Source organism: Xenorhabdus santafensis, assembly GCF_033949405.1.
Taxonomy (GTDB): Bacteria; Pseudomonadota; Gammaproteobacteria; order Enterobacterales; family Enterobacteriaceae; genus Xenorhabdus; species Xenorhabdus santafensis.
In genome coordinates this window covers 71,865-88,339 of record NZ_VCDN01000019.1, presented here as the reverse complement: position 1 = coordinate 88,339, position 16,475 = coordinate 71,865, and the positions used below count along the sequence as shown (strand labels likewise).

The 16,475-nt window shown below is 41.0% G+C and carries 17 protein-coding genes; 6 read left to right on the top strand and 11 right to left on the bottom strand.

Going from position 1 to position 16,475, the window contains the following annotated elements:
• Window positions 1–443 precede the first annotated feature (443 nt).
• Both FE392_RS05935 and FE392_RS05930 read right to left on the bottom strand, forming a co-directional pair.
• Entirely contained in the window at window positions 444–1,913 is a 1,470-nt protein-coding gene (locus FE392_RS05935; RefSeq protein WP_319929305.1) for a YadA-like family protein, read from the bottom strand.
• Between the two features lie 546 nt (window positions 1,914–2,459).
• Window positions 2,460–2,645, bottom strand: a complete 186-nt coding sequence (locus FE392_RS05930; RefSeq protein WP_319929304.1) for a hypothetical protein — start codon at window positions 2,643–2,645, stop codon at window positions 2,460–2,462.
• Window positions 2,646–2,703: 58 nt separating this feature from the next.
• On the opposite strand from FE392_RS05930, the gene FE392_RS05925 reads away from it, so the two are divergent.
• The 3 genes from FE392_RS05925 to FE392_RS05915 all read left to right on the top strand — a co-directional run bounded on the left by FE392_RS05925 (window position 2,704) and on the right by FE392_RS05915 (window position 4,997).
• Window positions 2,704–3,420, top strand: coding sequence for an amino acid ABC transporter permease (locus FE392_RS05925; protein ID WP_319929303.1), 717 nt, complete (start codon window positions 2,704–2,706; stop codon window positions 3,418–3,420).
• Entirely contained in the window at window positions 3,398–4,162 is a 765-nt protein-coding gene (locus FE392_RS05920) for an amino acid ABC transporter ATP-binding protein (protein WP_319929302.1), read from the top strand. Before FE392_RS05925 ends, FE392_RS05920 begins: the two co-directional genes overlap by 23 nt.
• A 61-nt stretch (window positions 4,163–4,223) precedes the next feature.
• Window positions 4,224–4,997: an amino acid ABC transporter substrate-binding protein gene (locus FE392_RS05915; RefSeq protein ID WP_319929301.1), complete on the top strand. Its 774-nt coding sequence runs from the start codon at window positions 4,224–4,226 to the stop codon at window positions 4,995–4,997.
• Between the two features lie 94 nt (window positions 4,998–5,091).
• Here FE392_RS05915 and FE392_RS05910 read toward each other — a convergent pair whose 3' ends face one another.
• The 5 genes from FE392_RS05910 to FE392_RS05890 form a co-directional block, all read right to left on the bottom strand.
• On the bottom strand, window positions 5,092–6,057 hold the full coding sequence (locus FE392_RS05910; RefSeq protein WP_319929300.1) for a PDR/VanB family oxidoreductase: 966 nt from the start codon (window positions 6,055–6,057) through the stop codon (window positions 5,092–5,094).
• Between the two features lie 85 nt (window positions 6,058–6,142).
• Window positions 6,143–7,591, bottom strand: a complete 1,449-nt coding sequence (locus FE392_RS05905; protein ID WP_319929299.1) for an NAD-dependent succinate-semialdehyde dehydrogenase — start codon at window positions 7,589–7,591, stop codon at window positions 6,143–6,145.
• A 53-nt stretch (window positions 7,592–7,644) separates the two neighbouring features.
• A complete protein-coding gene (locus tag FE392_RS05900; protein WP_319929298.1) occupies window positions 7,645–8,766 on the bottom strand; it encodes an aromatic ring-hydroxylating oxygenase subunit alpha in 1,122 nt (373 codons plus the stop codon).
• A 9-nt stretch (window positions 8,767–8,775) separates the two neighbouring features.
• Window positions 8,776–10,395 (bottom strand): BCCT family transporter, encoded by a 1,620-nt coding sequence (locus FE392_RS05895; protein ID WP_319929297.1) that lies wholly within the window; start codon window positions 10,393–10,395, stop codon window positions 8,776–8,778.
• A gap of 493 nt (window positions 10,396–10,888) precedes the next feature.
• On the bottom strand, window positions 10,889–11,971 hold the full coding sequence (locus tag FE392_RS05890) for a tartrate dehydrogenase (RefSeq protein WP_319929296.1): 1,083 nt from the start codon (window positions 11,969–11,971) through the stop codon (window positions 10,889–10,891).
• Between the two features lie 104 nt (window positions 11,972–12,075).
• Between FE392_RS05890 and FE392_RS05885 the strand changes: the two genes are divergently transcribed.
• Window positions 12,076–12,993, top strand: a complete 918-nt coding sequence (locus FE392_RS05885) for a LysR substrate-binding domain-containing protein (RefSeq protein WP_319929295.1) — start codon at window positions 12,076–12,078, stop codon at window positions 12,991–12,993.
• A gap of 461 nt (window positions 12,994–13,454) precedes the next feature.
• The gene (locus tag FE392_RS05880; protein ID WP_319929294.1) at window positions 13,455–13,934 is read left to right on the top strand and encodes an Hcp family type VI secretion system effector; all 480 of its coding nucleotides are present in this window, start codon (window positions 13,455–13,457) and stop codon (window positions 13,932–13,934) included.
• 25 nt (window positions 13,935–13,959) lie between these two features.
• Here the strand turns inward: FE392_RS05880 and FE392_RS05875 are convergent, their stop codons facing one another.
• The 4 genes from FE392_RS05875 to FE392_RS05860 form a co-directional block, all read right to left on the bottom strand.
• Window positions 13,960–14,193: a hypothetical protein gene (locus tag FE392_RS05875; RefSeq protein WP_319929293.1), complete on the bottom strand. Its 234-nt coding sequence runs from the start codon at window positions 14,191–14,193 to the stop codon at window positions 13,960–13,962.
• 233 nt (window positions 14,194–14,426) lie between these two features.
• A complete protein-coding gene (locus FE392_RS05870) occupies window positions 14,427–14,666 on the bottom strand; it encodes a hypothetical protein (protein ID WP_319929292.1) in 240 nt (79 codons plus the stop codon).
• Window positions 14,663–15,418, bottom strand: a complete 756-nt coding sequence (locus FE392_RS05865) for a hypothetical protein (RefSeq protein ID WP_319929291.1) — start codon at window positions 15,416–15,418, stop codon at window positions 14,663–14,665. The genes FE392_RS05870 and FE392_RS05865 overlap by 4 nt, the downstream gene beginning before the upstream one ends.
• A 13-nt stretch (window positions 15,419–15,431) precedes the next feature.
• Window positions 15,432–15,632 (bottom strand): hypothetical protein, encoded by a 201-nt coding sequence (locus tag FE392_RS05860; protein ID WP_319929290.1) that lies wholly within the window; start codon window positions 15,630–15,632, stop codon window positions 15,432–15,434.
• Between the two features lie 301 nt (window positions 15,633–15,933).
• On the opposite strand from FE392_RS05860, the gene FE392_RS05855 reads away from it, so the two are divergent.
• Window positions 15,934–16,437 carry a GNAT family N-acetyltransferase gene (locus tag FE392_RS05855; RefSeq protein ID WP_319929289.1) on the top strand — a complete coding sequence of 168 codons (504 nt, stop codon included), beginning with the start codon at window positions 15,934–15,936 and terminating at the stop codon, window positions 16,435–16,437.
• Window positions 16,438–16,475 lie beyond the last annotated feature (38 nt).

Sequence of the window (16,475 nt, the reverse complement as noted above, 5' to 3'; positions counted from 1 at the left end):
GTAACCTCATAAAGCTGTTAATGCAAAGGGAATTAAATACTATCGATATATATAAATCAAGTTTTATTCATAACAACCACTTAATTATACTCACTGCAAAGATAATTATCTCATATTAAATCTGGAGGGTTTTAGCTAGCGCAATGACTCTATAATTAATTGAGTGCCGATTTTATATTTTACTAAAAGAACAAATCTACTGTTTACAATTAGACAAAGGAATTATTATTCATAAAACGCATTTATATTATTCTTCAATAAAATAAAACAATCACAAAATAATACAAATTTATTTATAACTTTAAATTAATCTAATGGCTTATAATTCACATATACCAATCATTTTTTCTGGGTGAGATATTTCTTAATTTCATCATTCTCAAGCTGATAAGAAAAAAAAACAGGTGCCATTGGCACCTGAAGAGATAGTTAACTTTGTAAGATTACCAACCAACTGCAATACCTGCACCCACAACTGCGCCTTTATCATTGTTCCAGCTTGTAGATGCCCTAAGGTTTACATTCTCGGTCACTTTAGCCTGAGCACCAATCGCGACAGCATTACCGTTACGATATTTCCCCAAACCCATACCAACACTAAAACGATGGGCATTATTGTACGGAATGTTGGTCATTGCAGCGACGCTGGCAACACCGGCATTAGCGCGTTTCTCTACGTTATTAATCCTACTGTCTAACCTATTATAGCCTTGGCGCATTTCGGTTTCTAATGCGTTAAATTGGTTTCTAGTATCAACACGAGCACCATCGTAGTCTGTTTCTAACTTCTGAGCGTATTTAAACAGTGCATCGGTTTCCTTTTCTGTTTGCTTAGCATTCTCCTTTATTTTTTTATCTAGCTGATTTGTTGTTTCATCTACTTTTTGGTCTATTTGTTTTGTTTTTTTATCTATTAATTCTTTTGATTCCTTATCGACTAAACCTACAGCAGCAGTGATTTTTTGATCCACCTGTTCTGCGACTTCTTCCGCTTTCCCTGCCGCAGTTTCCGCTCTCTCTGCCGAATTTGATGCCTTTGTTACTGCTGCCTTTGCATCTATTACTGCTGCCGATGCATCTTTCACTGCTTTCTGAGCTTCCTCTGGCACTTTAACTGCAACAGCATGCTTTACTTCATCTTCCAGTGTTTTAAACTGCCCATAAGTCACCGCATCTTGATCATCTGTAGCATCAGCAATATTCTTCAGCTGCTTATTTAATGAAGCGTTATCTTTATCCCCGAATGAAACGGAATTATCTTTATCCGTTTTAGCACCAGTACCAATCGCGACTGAGTCGAGATGAGAAGCTGCAGTCCCCACTCCTAAAGAAATACTGCCTTTCTGCTGTGAAGACGCCTTGTTTCCTATTGCAATACCACCTTCTGCATTAGAAGCAACATCCGCGCTATCAGCGATAGCTACAGAGTATTTGCTCTTATCCCCAACCTTCGCGCCACTAGCACTGAAAGAGCCTTCACTTTCATTACCAACCGATGAGGAGCTCAACGAAGCAGAGCGAGAGCTATTTCGACCAACATTAGAACGGTTCGCCGCAAAAGACCTCTCACTGTTTCGATGTACGTTCGAGGCACTTATTGCAGAAGAGCCCTCACTGTCCTGTTGAACAGTAGAGCCACTTGATGCAAAAGAGGCTCTACTGTTCTTATGAACCTCACTGTGGTTCAACGCAGTAGACTGGACAGCGTTCTCGTGAACTTTACTGGCGCTCAACGCAGTAGAAAAACTAGAGCCCTCTTTAACTTCCGATGAACCGAACGCAGTAGACTTGTTAACACCATTAGCAATGGTCGATCCTTCACCCTTATCACTACCATCAGCAAAAGAGTATGGTATTGAAACTGCACTAATTAAAAACGCCAAAATAGTTGGTTTAAATAATTTGCTTTTCATTAAGTCACCCAAATAAATAAATGGTATTATTTACGCGCTCCCAAAAGAAATAAATTTTCGCACCTAAAAAATGAAATTAATTTGTTTCAATGGGCTAACGCAGTCATTTGAAACTCAATATCCCCTTAGACCACACCAAATAGAGTTATATTGTGAAGCGCAAATGCATTTATATTAATCTCATAGTCATCACCCACATATAAAGTCAGATAACAATACTCATGATTATTTCAAAACAAATTTCATAGTAAAAATTATGCAACACAAATATAAAAAACAAGTTTTTGGCTCTTAAACTGTAATTTTAAATGCACAATTATAATCGAGAGCTTATTGAAAAACCAAAAAAAATAATTTAACTATATGATTTATATATAAATAAATATATGATTATTTACAAAATTATGAGTACCAGCGAGATAAACAATTAAACCTACCATCAATAAATAATTAGCGTTTATAAGTATTTTATTTAATAAATTTTCACGCCAACCTTAATAAAATAGGTGGATTAATGATTAATAGGCTAACCGCCCAAAACACGCGTTAACCAAACAGCACATCAATTAGTTTTTCTTCAACCATCATTCGGCTCGCTGCTTCTTTATATCTATTTTTTTGTTCCCGACAAATTTGCCGCTCCCTTGCCGCTTCAATACAACTCGAAATCCATGAGGTATAAGCTATAACTTTATTGTATATAGCGTTACCCTTTTCTTGCCATATCATCATTAAAACAACTCTATAAAAAATAAACATATATTTGATTTCAATCGATTAGGAAGGTTCTATGACCCCATCATGGCTCAGCTTAGCGCTGGATTCCCTATGGCCGATGCTCTATGCCGGCCTGACATTCACAATTCCCCTAACGCTGATTACATTCGCACTTGGGATATCGTTAGGGTTTATCGTTGCATTGATCAGACTGTACGGGCCTAAACCGCTGGTTGCTGTCGTTCGGTTTTATGTCTGGCTGATCCGCGGTACGCCGCTGCTGGTGCAACTGTTTTTGATTTTTTACGCCCTGCCAAGCGTAGGCATCACATTGGAAGCATTCACCTCCGCCGTTATCGGCTTTACCCTGAATGTGGGTGCCTATACCTCAGAAGTGATCCGCGCTGCCCTGATTTCAGTCCCCAAAGGACAATGGGAAGCCTCCCACTCAATCGGCATGAGCTGGTGGCAATCACTGCGCCGGATCGTATTGCCACAAGCGGCACGGGTTTCTATTCCACCTTTGTCCAATACATTTATCTCGTTGGTAAAAGACACGTCCCTGGCTTCCGTTATTACCGTGCCAGAAATGTTTCTGGCAGCGCAGCGCATTGCGGCTGTCACTTATCAGCCGTTAATCCTGTATACCGAAGCCGCTATTCTTTATCTCCTCTTGAGTTCGGTATTGTCGGCCCTGCAAGTCCGGTTGGAAAAGAAATTCGCCCAGCAAAACAGTAATCAGCCAAGTAGCAATAAGGAAGCCAAAGATGATTCAGCTATCCAACATTGAAAAATTTTTCGACGGGCAAAAGGTGCTGAAAAATATAAGCCTGACAATTAAAGAAGGCAGCCTGACGGCACTTATTGGCCCTTCCGGCAGTGGTAAAAGTACTTTGTTGCGTTGTGTTAATTTGTTGGAGATACCTCAGGCTGGCACGCTAAAGATTGGTAATGAGCAGATTACTTTCAGCGGTAAGGAGCGGCTGCCACACCGGGAAGTCCAGCGTTTTAGCCTGCAAACGGGCATGGTTTTCCAGAACTTCCAACTCTTCCCGCATTTGACAGTGATTGAGAATATTATGGAAGGGTTGATCTGGGTGCAGAAATGGCCACGCGAACGCGCCAAAAAACGAGCGCTGGAGCTACTGGAAAAAGTCGGTATGTCCCATAAGGCCGATGTTTGGCCGGCGACGTTATCCGGCGGGCAGCAGCAGCGTGTCGCCATCGCCAGAGCCATGGCGCCTTCTCCCAAGGTATTGTTGTGCGATGAACCGACGTCAGCACTTGACCCAGAGTTATCTAAAGAAGTCGTTTCCGTGCTGAAGCAATTGGCCGGAGAAGGCACCACCATGTTAATGGCAACGCACGATTTACGCTTGGCCGCCAACCTTGCCCATGATGTCGTTTTTTTAGAGTCTGGTGAAATTGTCGAATCAGGTTCGGCGAAGACCCTGTTCACCCGCCCCAATAAGGAACGTACCGTTAAATTTATTTCAACCCTGACGGAGGCTTTACCGGATTGGGAGATATAGCAAGCAGTCACACATTTATGCCCTATTGATGTCAGCAACTTTATTTATCTGGAGAAACGCAATGAAAAAATTTTTGAGTCTGTTACTGGCGGGTGCGACTGCCCTTGCTATTTCCGCCCCAAGTTATGCGGGCAAAGATTTAGACGCCATAAAAGCCTCCGGTGTCTTTAAAGTCGGTACAGAAGGCACTTATCCTCCTTTTAGTTATCATGATGCCAGCAACAAGCTGACGGGCTTTGATGTGGATATCGCGCGGGAGATCGCCCGTCGTTTGAACGTTAAACCTGAGTTTATGGAAGTAAAATGGGATGGATTAATTGCCGGATTGGATGCAAAACGTTTTGATGCCGTTATCAACCAAGTAGGCGTAACCCCTGCGCGCGCGGCAAAATTCAGTTTTTCCATTCCTTATACAACATCTCAGGTTGTGTTGATCACCCGTGACAATAACAACAGCATAAAAACTTTCGCGGATGTAAAAGGAAAGCGCTCAGCACAATCTCTGACCAGCAATTACGGGCAGTTGGCAACTTCTTACGGCGCTAATTTAGTCAGTACCGACGGGTTTAACCAAGCCATTGATTTGGTCGTCACAGGGCGCGCCGATGCAACGTTGAATGACCGCCTGTCTTTCCTTGATTTCAAGAAACAACGCCCTAATGCACCAGTAAAAATTGTTGCTGAACAATCAGATGCCAGTAAATCAGCTGTGTTACTGCGCAAAGGCGATCCTGAATTGGTAGAAGCGATTAATAAAGCACTGCAAGAAATGAAAGCTGACGGTACTTACGCCCGCATTTCAGAGAAGTATTTTGGCGTGGATATTTCTAAGTAAGGACTCTGTGAGTTAAATAAATTGGGGCTGCGGCCCCATTTTTATGATGGCTTGAAATAAAAGTGGCAAGCCATCAACCACTGCGATTTTTTCGTCACAAATCCAGCACCAACCGCTTCCCTTTAGCCCGAGAGCAACAAATCAGCATAGATGTCTGGCTTTGCTTTTCTTCATCACTAAGATATTGATCACGGTGATCCGCTTCTCCTTCCAAAATCACGGTTTCGCAAGTCCCGCATACTCCTTCACGACATAAACTTTCTACATGGGCTGCGTTATTTCTTTCAAGAACCTGAAGAATTGTCGATTCACTGTCAACGTCCAGTTCAACGCCGGATTTCGCCAGAACAACAGTAAATGCCTCACCGGTTTTATCTTCAACTGCAAATTGTTCAAAATGCAATTGATGGGCAGGAAATCCGGCATTTTGTGCAGCTTGTTTTACCCCATTATTCAATGAAACTGAACCGCAGGTGTAAACGTGGCTTCCTTCTGGCAATCGGGAAATCAGTGTATCAAGTGCAAGACGCGTCCCTTCAGAAGAAACATAGCAATAGATTTTATCCTTAAATTCCGCAGCCATTAACTCATGCACAAATGCATTCTCATTAGAATAGCGATAACAATAATGCAATTCATAATCACAATTTTGCTGTTTTAATTCATGCAGGTGAGACATAAAAGGAGTTATTCCTATTCCACCCGCGATTAATATATGTTTTTTGGCTTCAGGCTCTAAGGCAAATAAGTTATTTGGCTCAGAAATAATGAGATGATTGCCAATAGCTACTTTATCGTGCATAAATGCCGAACCGCCGCGGGAATTAGCTTCCCGCTTAACCGCAATTTGGTAGCTATTTTTATCAAATGGTGAATTCAATAAAGAATACGCATTACTGTAGCGTTTATCTCCATCCTGCATCTGTACAAAGATGTGGCTTCCGCCAGTAAACGCGGGCAGTTGCATATTTTCAGCCGGTATTAATGTAAATCGCTTAATATTTGGTGTAATTAGCTCAATATTACTGACAATCACATCCATCGTTTGATAAGTTGACATACGCCATTCCTGATGATGATTATACCCTTCATCTTTCTATTTGCCCTGTGTTGGCTGTATTTTTAATTCTATTGGATATATAGGATTAAATTCCCTGACAAAGATATTTAAGTTCTAAATAATCCTCAATACCGTGGGCAGAACCTTCACGCCCCAATCCCGACTGTTTTATTCCACCAAATGGGGCAACTTCATTAGAAATGAGCCCTGTATTAATGCCAACCATGCCATAGTCTAATTTTTCTGAAACGCGCCAAATGCGTTGCGGGTTTTCAGTGTAAAAATAAGCAGCAAGCCCATAAATGGTATTGTTGGCGTATTCAATAACGCTCTCTTCATCATCAAAAATAACCAGAGGGGCAATTGGCCCGAATATTTCTTCCTCTAATATCAGGCTATTTTGCGCAACATTGCCGAGTACTGTTGGCATAAAGAAATTATCACCCAACGCATGGCGTTTACCGCCATACAATAAATCGGCGCCTTTATTGAGTGCATCATCTAAAAGAAACTGAACTTTATCCGCTGATTTCATATTAATCAGCGGGCCTATTTGTACCCCCTGTTCAAAACCGTTACCGACTTGCAATTTTTGCACTTCTTCAACAAGGCGCTGGCTGAATGTCTGATAAATATCTCTGTGGATATACAAACGATTTGCACAAACACAAGTCTGTCCCGCATTGCGGAATTTGGCGGCAATCGCCCCTTCCACTGCTTTTTCAATGTCCGCATCTTCAAATACAATAAAAGGCGCATTTCCCCCTAATTCTAAAGAGACTTTTTTTATGCTGTCCGAACACTGTCGCATTAATAAGCGCCCAACCTCAGTGGAACCTGTAAAGCTCAGTTTGCGTACGCGCTCATCGCTCGTAAATATTTCACCAATAGTACGGGAATGGCCGGTGATGATATTAATCACTCCCGCAGGTATTCCTGCCTGAATGGCTAATTCCACCATTGCCAAAGCCGTAAAGGGCGTTTCATTCGCGGGTTTTATTATCATGGTACAACCTGCCGCGAGCGCGGGGGCGGCTTTACGGGTAATCATCGCCGCCGGAAAATTCCAGGGAGTGATGGCCGCACAAACGCCAATGCCCTGTTTAATCACCATCAACCGTTTATCCGCCGCCGGAGACGGAATAATCTCTCCGTTTGTCCGCTTTCCTTGTTCCGCAAACCACTCAACAAAAGAAGCGGCATAGGTGATTTCGCCCTCCGCTTCCACCAGCGGTTTACCCTGTTCCAGTGTCATGATTTCTGCCAGCCATCTTTTATTTTCACTGATGAGGCGAAACCAGTTTTGCAATAACCGGGCACGCTGGTGGCCTGTCAGTGCTTGCCATTCCGGCAGGGCGTCATGCGCTGCCTGAATGGCTTTTTTCGCTTCCGTGGCGGCCATATTGGGTATCTGCCCGATGGCTTTGCCGGTTGCCGGATCAGACACGATTAATGTTGCTTTATTATCAGCATCGCACCACTGACCATTAATGTAAGCCTGTTGACGAAAGTATGGATTTTTTGAAATATTCACCTGATACCCCCTTTGACTAAACCTGTACTGTCGTGTTCTTACCCGATCCCGTCTTATTCTTCGTGGTACGTCTGGGCAATGATGTTGTGGAAATGCGCAATACCGTGTTCACTAATTCCACTTCCTGTACTATCCGCCATGATGCGCCCCTGACCACGGTAGCCACGTGATTTCAGCCCCTTCTGAACACTTTCAACCAAGCGCAAATCTTCCGGGCGAAAAACGTCACGGTACCATTCGATCAGTTCTTTCTGCTCTGGTGTAATATCTTCATTCGTAAAGTAAATATCGTAATTTTGCAGTGTTGTTTCTGCATCAACAGGGAATTCATAGATAACTGTCATCATGCCCTTGATTGGGGTTACGTTATACATAGTGCAAGGCCATAACCAAAAACCATGAAATGACGATTCCCCTTCAAATTTGAAAGACTGATCAGAGGGAATTGCATAGCCGAATTGCAGAGACCATTTCTCATGCATGGTATGCCAATAACGATCAACCTGAACGGATGTTGAAAAACCCGGGTGTGCCGGCCCGCAGTGGTAACACTCCAGATAGTTATCAACAATGCTTTTCCAGTTGGCGGGAGTCGCTGTCGTGAAACGAGCCGCCAGTTTTAAGTCATACACATCCGGGCAGGCTTCCAACACCTTGGCCCCCAATCCCGGCAATTGCTCTTCAACTGTTCCTGCATTCATGTCCATGTTGATAAAAATAAAACCCGCATACTCTTCTACTTTTACGGGCGTTAATTCCGCCAATCCTTTGTCGAAATTGGTCACATTCTCGCAGTTACGTGCATGTGCCAAAGAGCCATCCAGTTTGAATGTCCAAGCATGATAGGGGCATGTGATGACGTTTTTCGCTTTTCCTTCACCCGTTAATAATTGGTGGCCGCGATGGGGGCAGACGTTAAAGAATGCACGCAGTACTTTGTCGCGCCCTCGAACAATCACGATACTTTCACCAATAATTTCACGCGTGACATAATCATTGGGGCTGGCAAGCTCACTGCTGTGTGCAACGCAGATCCAGCTTTTGGCGAAAATCGCCTCCTTTTCATAATCAAAAACGTCCTGAGAAGTATAGAAACGTGCAGGCATGGTGTACGCTTCTGCCGGATTCTCACAAAAATTTTGGGGGAGTGTGAAGTAAGGGTCTTGGATGCTCATATCAATTCCTTAATCATTTAACGAAATGGGTGCCATCGATGAAGACATTGAAGTTTTTTTCTCTGTCATTGCCTGCGCAGTGATGTGTTTTTGCTGATTTAAATCCTCAATGAGATGCGCAGGAATGTGTGCATAGTCTTGCTTTATCCAACGGATGAAACCGTATGTTTTAATCAATAAAATCACTAGAAAGGGCAAGGCAGTCAGTACCACGGTCGTTTTCATCGTTTCTAGCGATGCTTGTGTAAAGAGAATTGAAAGTGGGATCAGCGTAATCACGACACACCAGAAAAGGCGCAATTTCCGGCATGGGTCTTGGCCTTCCCGCAAGTTATGCGTGCTGGTCGCCGCCATGGTATAAGCCACCGCATCCATATGCGAAGCCAGAAAAATAACCATGATGAAGAGATAAGCGGCGAGGAATAATTGCCCCAACGGTAATGCACTCAATAATTGATGGACGGCTGTTTCCCCACCCAATGTGTTCAATATTTCAGGGACATTAAGGGCACCGGTGATAAATTGGTGCATGGCGTAGCTCTCCAACACACCAAAGAAGAACCAGCAACCAAAGGTACTTCCGAGTAGCAACGCCCAAATCACCTCTTTAATTTTGCGCCCGTGGGAAACCCGGGTTACAAACATGGCGACACCCGGTGTATAGGAAACCCACCATAACCAATAGAATACCGTCCAGCTACGCGTGAATTGGCCGTCTCCCATCGGATCGGTGAATAAGCTCATTTGCAGGAAATTCTGCGTTGTCAGGCCAATCGCATTAATCATATTGTTAATGGTAAATTCCGTAGGCCCGACGATCAGTACCAGCAATGCAAACCCCAAGGCTCCCCATCCCACCATTTGGCTCAGGCGCTGCATGCCTTTATCTATGCCGATATAAGAACTCAGTGAGAAGATTAGGGCAGCCAGTAGCGTAACTCCCGCCTGAACAGCAAAATTATTGGGAGTGCCGATAAGTGAAGAAAGGCCGCCGCTTAATGTGGCCGCAGTCACCACCAAAGAAATGGTTAAAGCACCTACCGTCGCGATTAAATATGTCATATCAATCAAACGCCCCCAAAAGCCGTGAGGGTTGATTTTGATAATGGCGGAAATAATGCCGGACAAGCTCAGTCCTTTATTTTTCCGGACATGAAAATGGTAAGCCATAATCAATGAAGCGAGTGCATAAGTGGCCCAGGCACTTAAGCCCCAATGAAAGAAAGAGTAACTGATGCTGTATTCCAGCGCCTTGGGCGTGTGAGGAGAAATATTCAGCCCCGGCGTTTGGTAATAATATGCCCATTCCATTACGCCCCAATATAAAGTCGAGGAACCCAACCCTGCGCAAATAAACATAAACAGCCAAGGTATTGTGGCATATTTTGGTTTTCCTTCACCCAATCGAATATTGCCATATTTACTTATTGCCAAATAAACGACAAACATCAAAGCGACAAGAACCAATATTTGAATTGTAGATCCCAGTAAGCGCGTCAGCCCATTAAAAATTGAATTAGCAATAATACTTGTTTCTTTAGGGAATAAGCTAAGTGTTATTGCTATCACAACTATACACACCAGGCTTATTGTAATTAAAGGAATGTCTTTCTTTGTGCTGCTCAACATGAACCCTCCGTTTTATCACTTTGTTTGTACCCATTTTGCATTCGGGCGATAAAAACAAAGTGCCTATTATCGTTATTATGATTACGTTGGTATAAAGGAAATATTCCAATAAGCGGAAAAGGTAATAAATTGAAACGGTACTTATCGCGTCTTTTTATTAACCATTAAAATATAATATTGATACATATCTTAAACAATTGCCCGAAGAGTAAATAGATAAAACACATATCGTAATTAATGTTTTGTGACATCCATTGTAATTAGGATTATATAAATTAACTGGAACATTAAATAGTTTAATTAATTCGTCATGATTTTATTAATTGAAATCGCAATAAAAACAAGAATAAAAACAAAAAAGGCATAATCCAATTAATTATGCCTTTTATTTGCATGACTACTTTCTGACAAATCGCTTATTTAAGTGCCCAGTCTTCAAACTTTAAGCCATTCACTCAGAAATCATCCGCCACAGGTTGTTTTGAGACACAATTCAGGATAAATGCCGAATAATGGCGTCTCCGACTTGCTGTGTCGAGGCGTTGCCTTTCAAGTCAGGCGTCACTGTGCCTTCGGCTATCACCGCTTCAATGGCAGATAAAATATCATCATGGGCACGTTGGTAACGTTCATCCTTTTCACCCAAGAACTGGAGCATCATGGCACCAGACCAAATCATCGCGATTGGGTTGGCAATATTTTTGCCATAAATATCGGGTGCGGACCCATGAACAGGTTCAAACAGGGAAGGAAAATCTCTTTCGGGATTCAAGTTGGCAGAAGGCGACAGCCCGATGGTTCCTGTACATGCCGGGCCAAGATCAGAAAGAATATCACCGAATAAGTTGGAAGCGACAACAACATCAAACCGTTCCGGATTCAACACAAAGCGCGCACAAAGAATATCAATGTGCTGTTTATCCCATTTAATTGCCGGATACTGTTTTGCCATCTCCTCAACCCGTTCATCCCAGTAAGGCATACTGATGGCAATACCGTTTGATTTAGTGGCAGATGTCAGCAGCTTGCGGGGGCGATTTTGTGCTAATTCAAACGCATACTTCAATATGCGATCAACACCACGGCGGGTGAAAACGGACTCTTGGATCACCACTTCATGTTCTGTGCCTTCGTGCAGACGCCCACCAATCGCTGAATACTCCCCTTCGGTATTCTCCCTGACGACATAAAAATCGATATCTTCCGGTTTTTTATTGGCTAACGGGCATGGTACGCCCGGCAAAAGGCGGACAGGACGTAAATTGACGTATTGCTGAAATTCACGGCGAAATTTCAGCAATGATCCCCAAAGAGAAATATGATCAGGTACTTTGTCAGGCCAGCCGACAGCACCAAAATAGATCGCATCAAAGGCCGTTAACTGTTTAAACCAATCCTCTGGCATCATGGCGCCGTGCTTAAGATAATAATCGCAGCTCGCCCATTCAAAATATTCAAACGACAAATGGAGATCCCATTTTGCGGCTACCGCCTGTAATACCCGGACTCCTTCCGGCAAAACTTCATGACCAATCCCATCCCCCGGAATTGCAGCAATCTTGAACAGTTTTTTCATCAGACATCTCTCAATTATCAGAATGCAAAATTGACTTTTGCACTATCTTATAATTGACTGATTTGTATTCAATCCAAAAAATGTAGAAACATAATTTACGATATATGAATAATTTGCCTATTTTGCAGGATCTGCGGGTTTTCCTTTTAGTTGCCAAGAGAGCCAGTTTTGCCGCTGCTGCGGAAGAAATGGGCGCATCCCCGGCCTTTATCAGTAAACGCATTGCAATATTGGAAAGTGTATTGAATGTAACCTTGTTGCACCGAACAACACGCAGGGTTTCAATTACTGAAGATGGTGAACGCATATATGAGTGGGCACACCGTATTCTCAATGACGTGAACCAGATGCTTGATGAGCTTTCTGAACTTCGGCAAGAGCCGCAAGGAACAATCCGAATTGTCAGTAGCTTTGGTTTTGGGCGGCAATTTGTGGCTCCCGCCCTATCTGCCCTTATCCAAGCATATCCGCAATTGGAAATCCGATTTGATGTGGAAGATCGTCTGGTTGATTTAGTCACGGAAGGCATTGATTTGGACATTCGTGTTGGTGATGATATCGACAATAATCTTATTGCGCGCAAACTCGCATCCAACCGCCGGATTCTCTGTGCTGCGCCTTCTTACCTCGCCCGTCACCCGATGCCAAAATCACTTAATGATCTCCCGTCTCACTCTTGTTTGGTCATCAAAGAGCGGGATCACCCTTTCGGCATCTGGCAACTACAAAGCAATGCAGGCACTCAATCAGTGAAAATCACCGGGCCGATGTCATCCAATCACGGTGAGATTATTCACCAATGGTGTTTGGATGGACATGGCATTACGCTACGCTCTTATTGGGATGTCAGGGAAAATATCAAATCAGGGGCATTGGTGCATATTTTGCCGGAATATTATCAACCCGCGAATATCTGGGCGGTATATGTTACCCGTTTGGCTATGTCTGCTCGTATTCGTGTAACCGTTGAATTTTTGGAACGCTATTTCCAGCTCCATTATTCAGATCAAATTGAAATGTAATCCGTTTAGTATCAAACACAGACTTATTCCCGCACCGTTTTATTTATCTTGATATTCTGTTGTTCGGTGCCGGAATATTTTCTGAAACGTCTCGAAGAGGAATAGAAAAAACTTGCTCTTATATTGACAATCGGATAGTTTTTACTCACCAAATTAAAAAACACCTGAATTGATAACCTATAAATCTAATACCTTAATTGAGATTAGTTATAAATCAGTATTACAAAAGAATTTATTTATATTTAATATATAACCACGAAAGACAATAAGCATAATAAATAAGTACGTATAATAGTGAGACTTTATTGGCAATCGTTGCAAAAAACATTTTAAATAATTATAAATATTACATATGTGTTTTTGCTTTCTTATATGGGAAACAATATTTTTTCAATATCTATGAATTATAACTTTCATTTTTAACATCAATAACATTTATATAAAGTAGGATGGTAAACTCTATGTCATACATGATTTATCTAACTTTAAATGGCAAGAAGCAAGGTTTAATATCTGCTGGGTGTTCAACTCTCGACTCTATAGGAAACCGATATCAAAAAGGACATGAAGATCAAATACAGATACTTAGCTTAAACCACACGATAACCCGTAGCCAAAATGTAAGTCATCACCCAATACAATTTATAAAGCCTATTGATAAATCATCTCCATTATTAGCTATGGCTATAGATTCTAACGAATCATTAAATGGTGCATTTGTTTTTTATAGGACAAATCAAACCGGGCAATCAGAACTTTTTTATGAATTAAAAATCACAGAAGCTACCATTTCTGATATTACATGTGTCTATCCTAACTCGATTAATAACAATGAATTAATGCCATATGAGAAAGTTTTCCTTAAATACAAATCCATAGCATGGAATCATGTTACAGCGGGAACATCCGCTTATAGTATATGGGATGATCGAATTTATTAAAAATAATTAAAGCTAAGCATCATGCTTAGCTTTTTTTGCTTTTTTTCTTTTCGTTTATATATAAGATAATAAAAAACAACACAAAAATAACAATAATTCCTATCAAAGATAAAACACCCCAGTTATCAGGAAAAAATTTATATGATATCATGCACCATATGATAATAGATATAGCAGGTATATTTGACCATAGTGATTCTTTAATCAAAAAAACAATACTATCTTTAAACCAACCCTTACTAAAAAATTTATTCTTCATTATAAATTTCCTATCATATCTGCAAGTACACGAGCAACTTCTTCATAGCTTGTTTGTTTTTTGTTAAACCCTTCTATTATGTGAGGTGATTTACGCAGTTCAGATTAAGCAATGAAATATAACACCTCAAATTTTTTAAATACAAAACTAATTTTAATTATTTTACCTGCCAGCTATTCAGATGTAATTTTTAATATACATTATGATATAGCATAATTCATTAAAAACTAAAGCTAATCTTTATGCTTAGCTTTTTTCTTTTCGCTTATATACATAAAAAAGAAAGTCAAAGCCAGAATGATTATGCTTCCCACCGAAGACAAGCCCAACCAATAATCCGGAAAAAAATACAAAGCTATCATACTCCATATAAAAATAGCAAAGACGGGAATTTTTGTCCAAAGTAATTCTTTAATAAAAAAAAGAAAAAGATCTTTAAACCAGCCTTTGCTAAAAATTTCATTCTTCATCATAAATTCCCTATCATATCTGAAATAACACGGGCTACTTCATCGTCACTTACATATTTCTTATTAAAACCATCTATTAAATAAATACCTTTTTCCAACTCAGACTCCACTATAAAATATAACATTTCCAGCTTTTTAAAATACAAAGACAAATATAATTGAGGGCATTGTATTTTAAGCCTATTTGCTGCCGCTGAAGCTTTTTCATAAAAACCATAAACTTGAAAAGCACTAAGAAAAATGTTGGCATATCGACCAACTATACTTTTTAATGCGGTATTTTTTATTATGCTTAGATATATAGCTTCTGCTATTGCATATGATGCACCAAATTTAATTGAATTTCCTACTGCAGATTTAGATGAAACTTTAAATATCAATCCTAGTATTCTATTCACCTCTCTTTCTTCACGACCTTTAAATACTTCTTCAATATATGTTTCTACTATTTTAAAAATAAATTTCCGGTTATCTCCAATTAAAAGATTAATTAAATTTAGCTCCATTCTTTTATCTTCATTTTGTATCCTTTCATATACATCTTCATAGCCATCGAAAAAATATGAAATACTCCACAACTTACGTCTCATGCCCAAACCAATAGTATCTACAACCTCCCCACCTAATTCTGTAGTGTCTGCTACCGCCTTTTCAAGATTAAGACCTGCTACACGCTCAGCCTCCTTTATTCTCCAAGCCCAATCATGTTGCTTATCTACTTCTTTCCAAAGATCATCTTCAATACTAGATCCCATACATGGCTCCAAGCTAATGTTTAATGACATCATTATCAAATTGAAGCGTTAATACTCTTCCATCAGAGGCCAGCATATTAACTCCATCTGCATTAGTCGATGATAACAATTGAAAACAGTAGAACATCATTACAGCCAGCTTATCTTCTGTTATAGCAGGGCTATTGGCTAACACTGTTTTAATTTCCTGCATTAATACTTCTTTGTTATCCATACGATACCACTATTATTTATTCATTAAATGACAGAATACAGCACTTAAATATAAAAAATAACAACTTAAGTCAAATAATTATGATTAAACTTCAATATTCGGAATATTCCTCTCCTATTCTCACACGATAAACCGTGTTGCATGGAGCTGGGAAAAACCAGCCTAATATTCGCTTCATGGAAAGGGGAAATCCGCTAAATACAGTTTCGCCTAATCACAGTTTGATCCAGATACAATATGATATATCCTGTTTTTTGTTATTACGTCCCTATCAATCAACAAAAAAGATAAAGAGAAAATAATGACAACCCAAACAGCACACAATTACCTCATTCGCCCCATTACCCAACAAGACAATACCGGCATTGCCGCTGTTATCCGTGAAGTTTCCGCCGAGCACGGTTTAACCGCAGACAAGGGTTTTGCAGTTGCTGATCCGATTTTGGATACCCTGTACGAAGTTTACAGCCAGCCACGCAGCGCTTACTGGGTCGTTGAGATGGATGGCGAGATTGTTGGTGGTGGCGGTGTTGCTCCGCTGGCAGGTGGTGATGGCGATACCTGTGAATTGCAAAAAATGTATCTTTCCTCAGTATTGCGGGGAAAAGGGGTTGCCAAGCAAATTGTGAAGCAGTCTCTCGAATTTGGTACAGAGCAAGGCTTTAAACGCTGTTATCTGGAAACGACGGAAAACTTGAAGGCAGCCATCGCCCTGTATGAAAAACTGGGGTTCGGCTTTCTTGATGAGCCACTCGGCAATACAGGCCACAGTGATTGTGAAGTCAGAATGTTAAAAGCGCTATAATGTTGTCAGGTCACGCGGCTTGACATAAACCAGCCCCA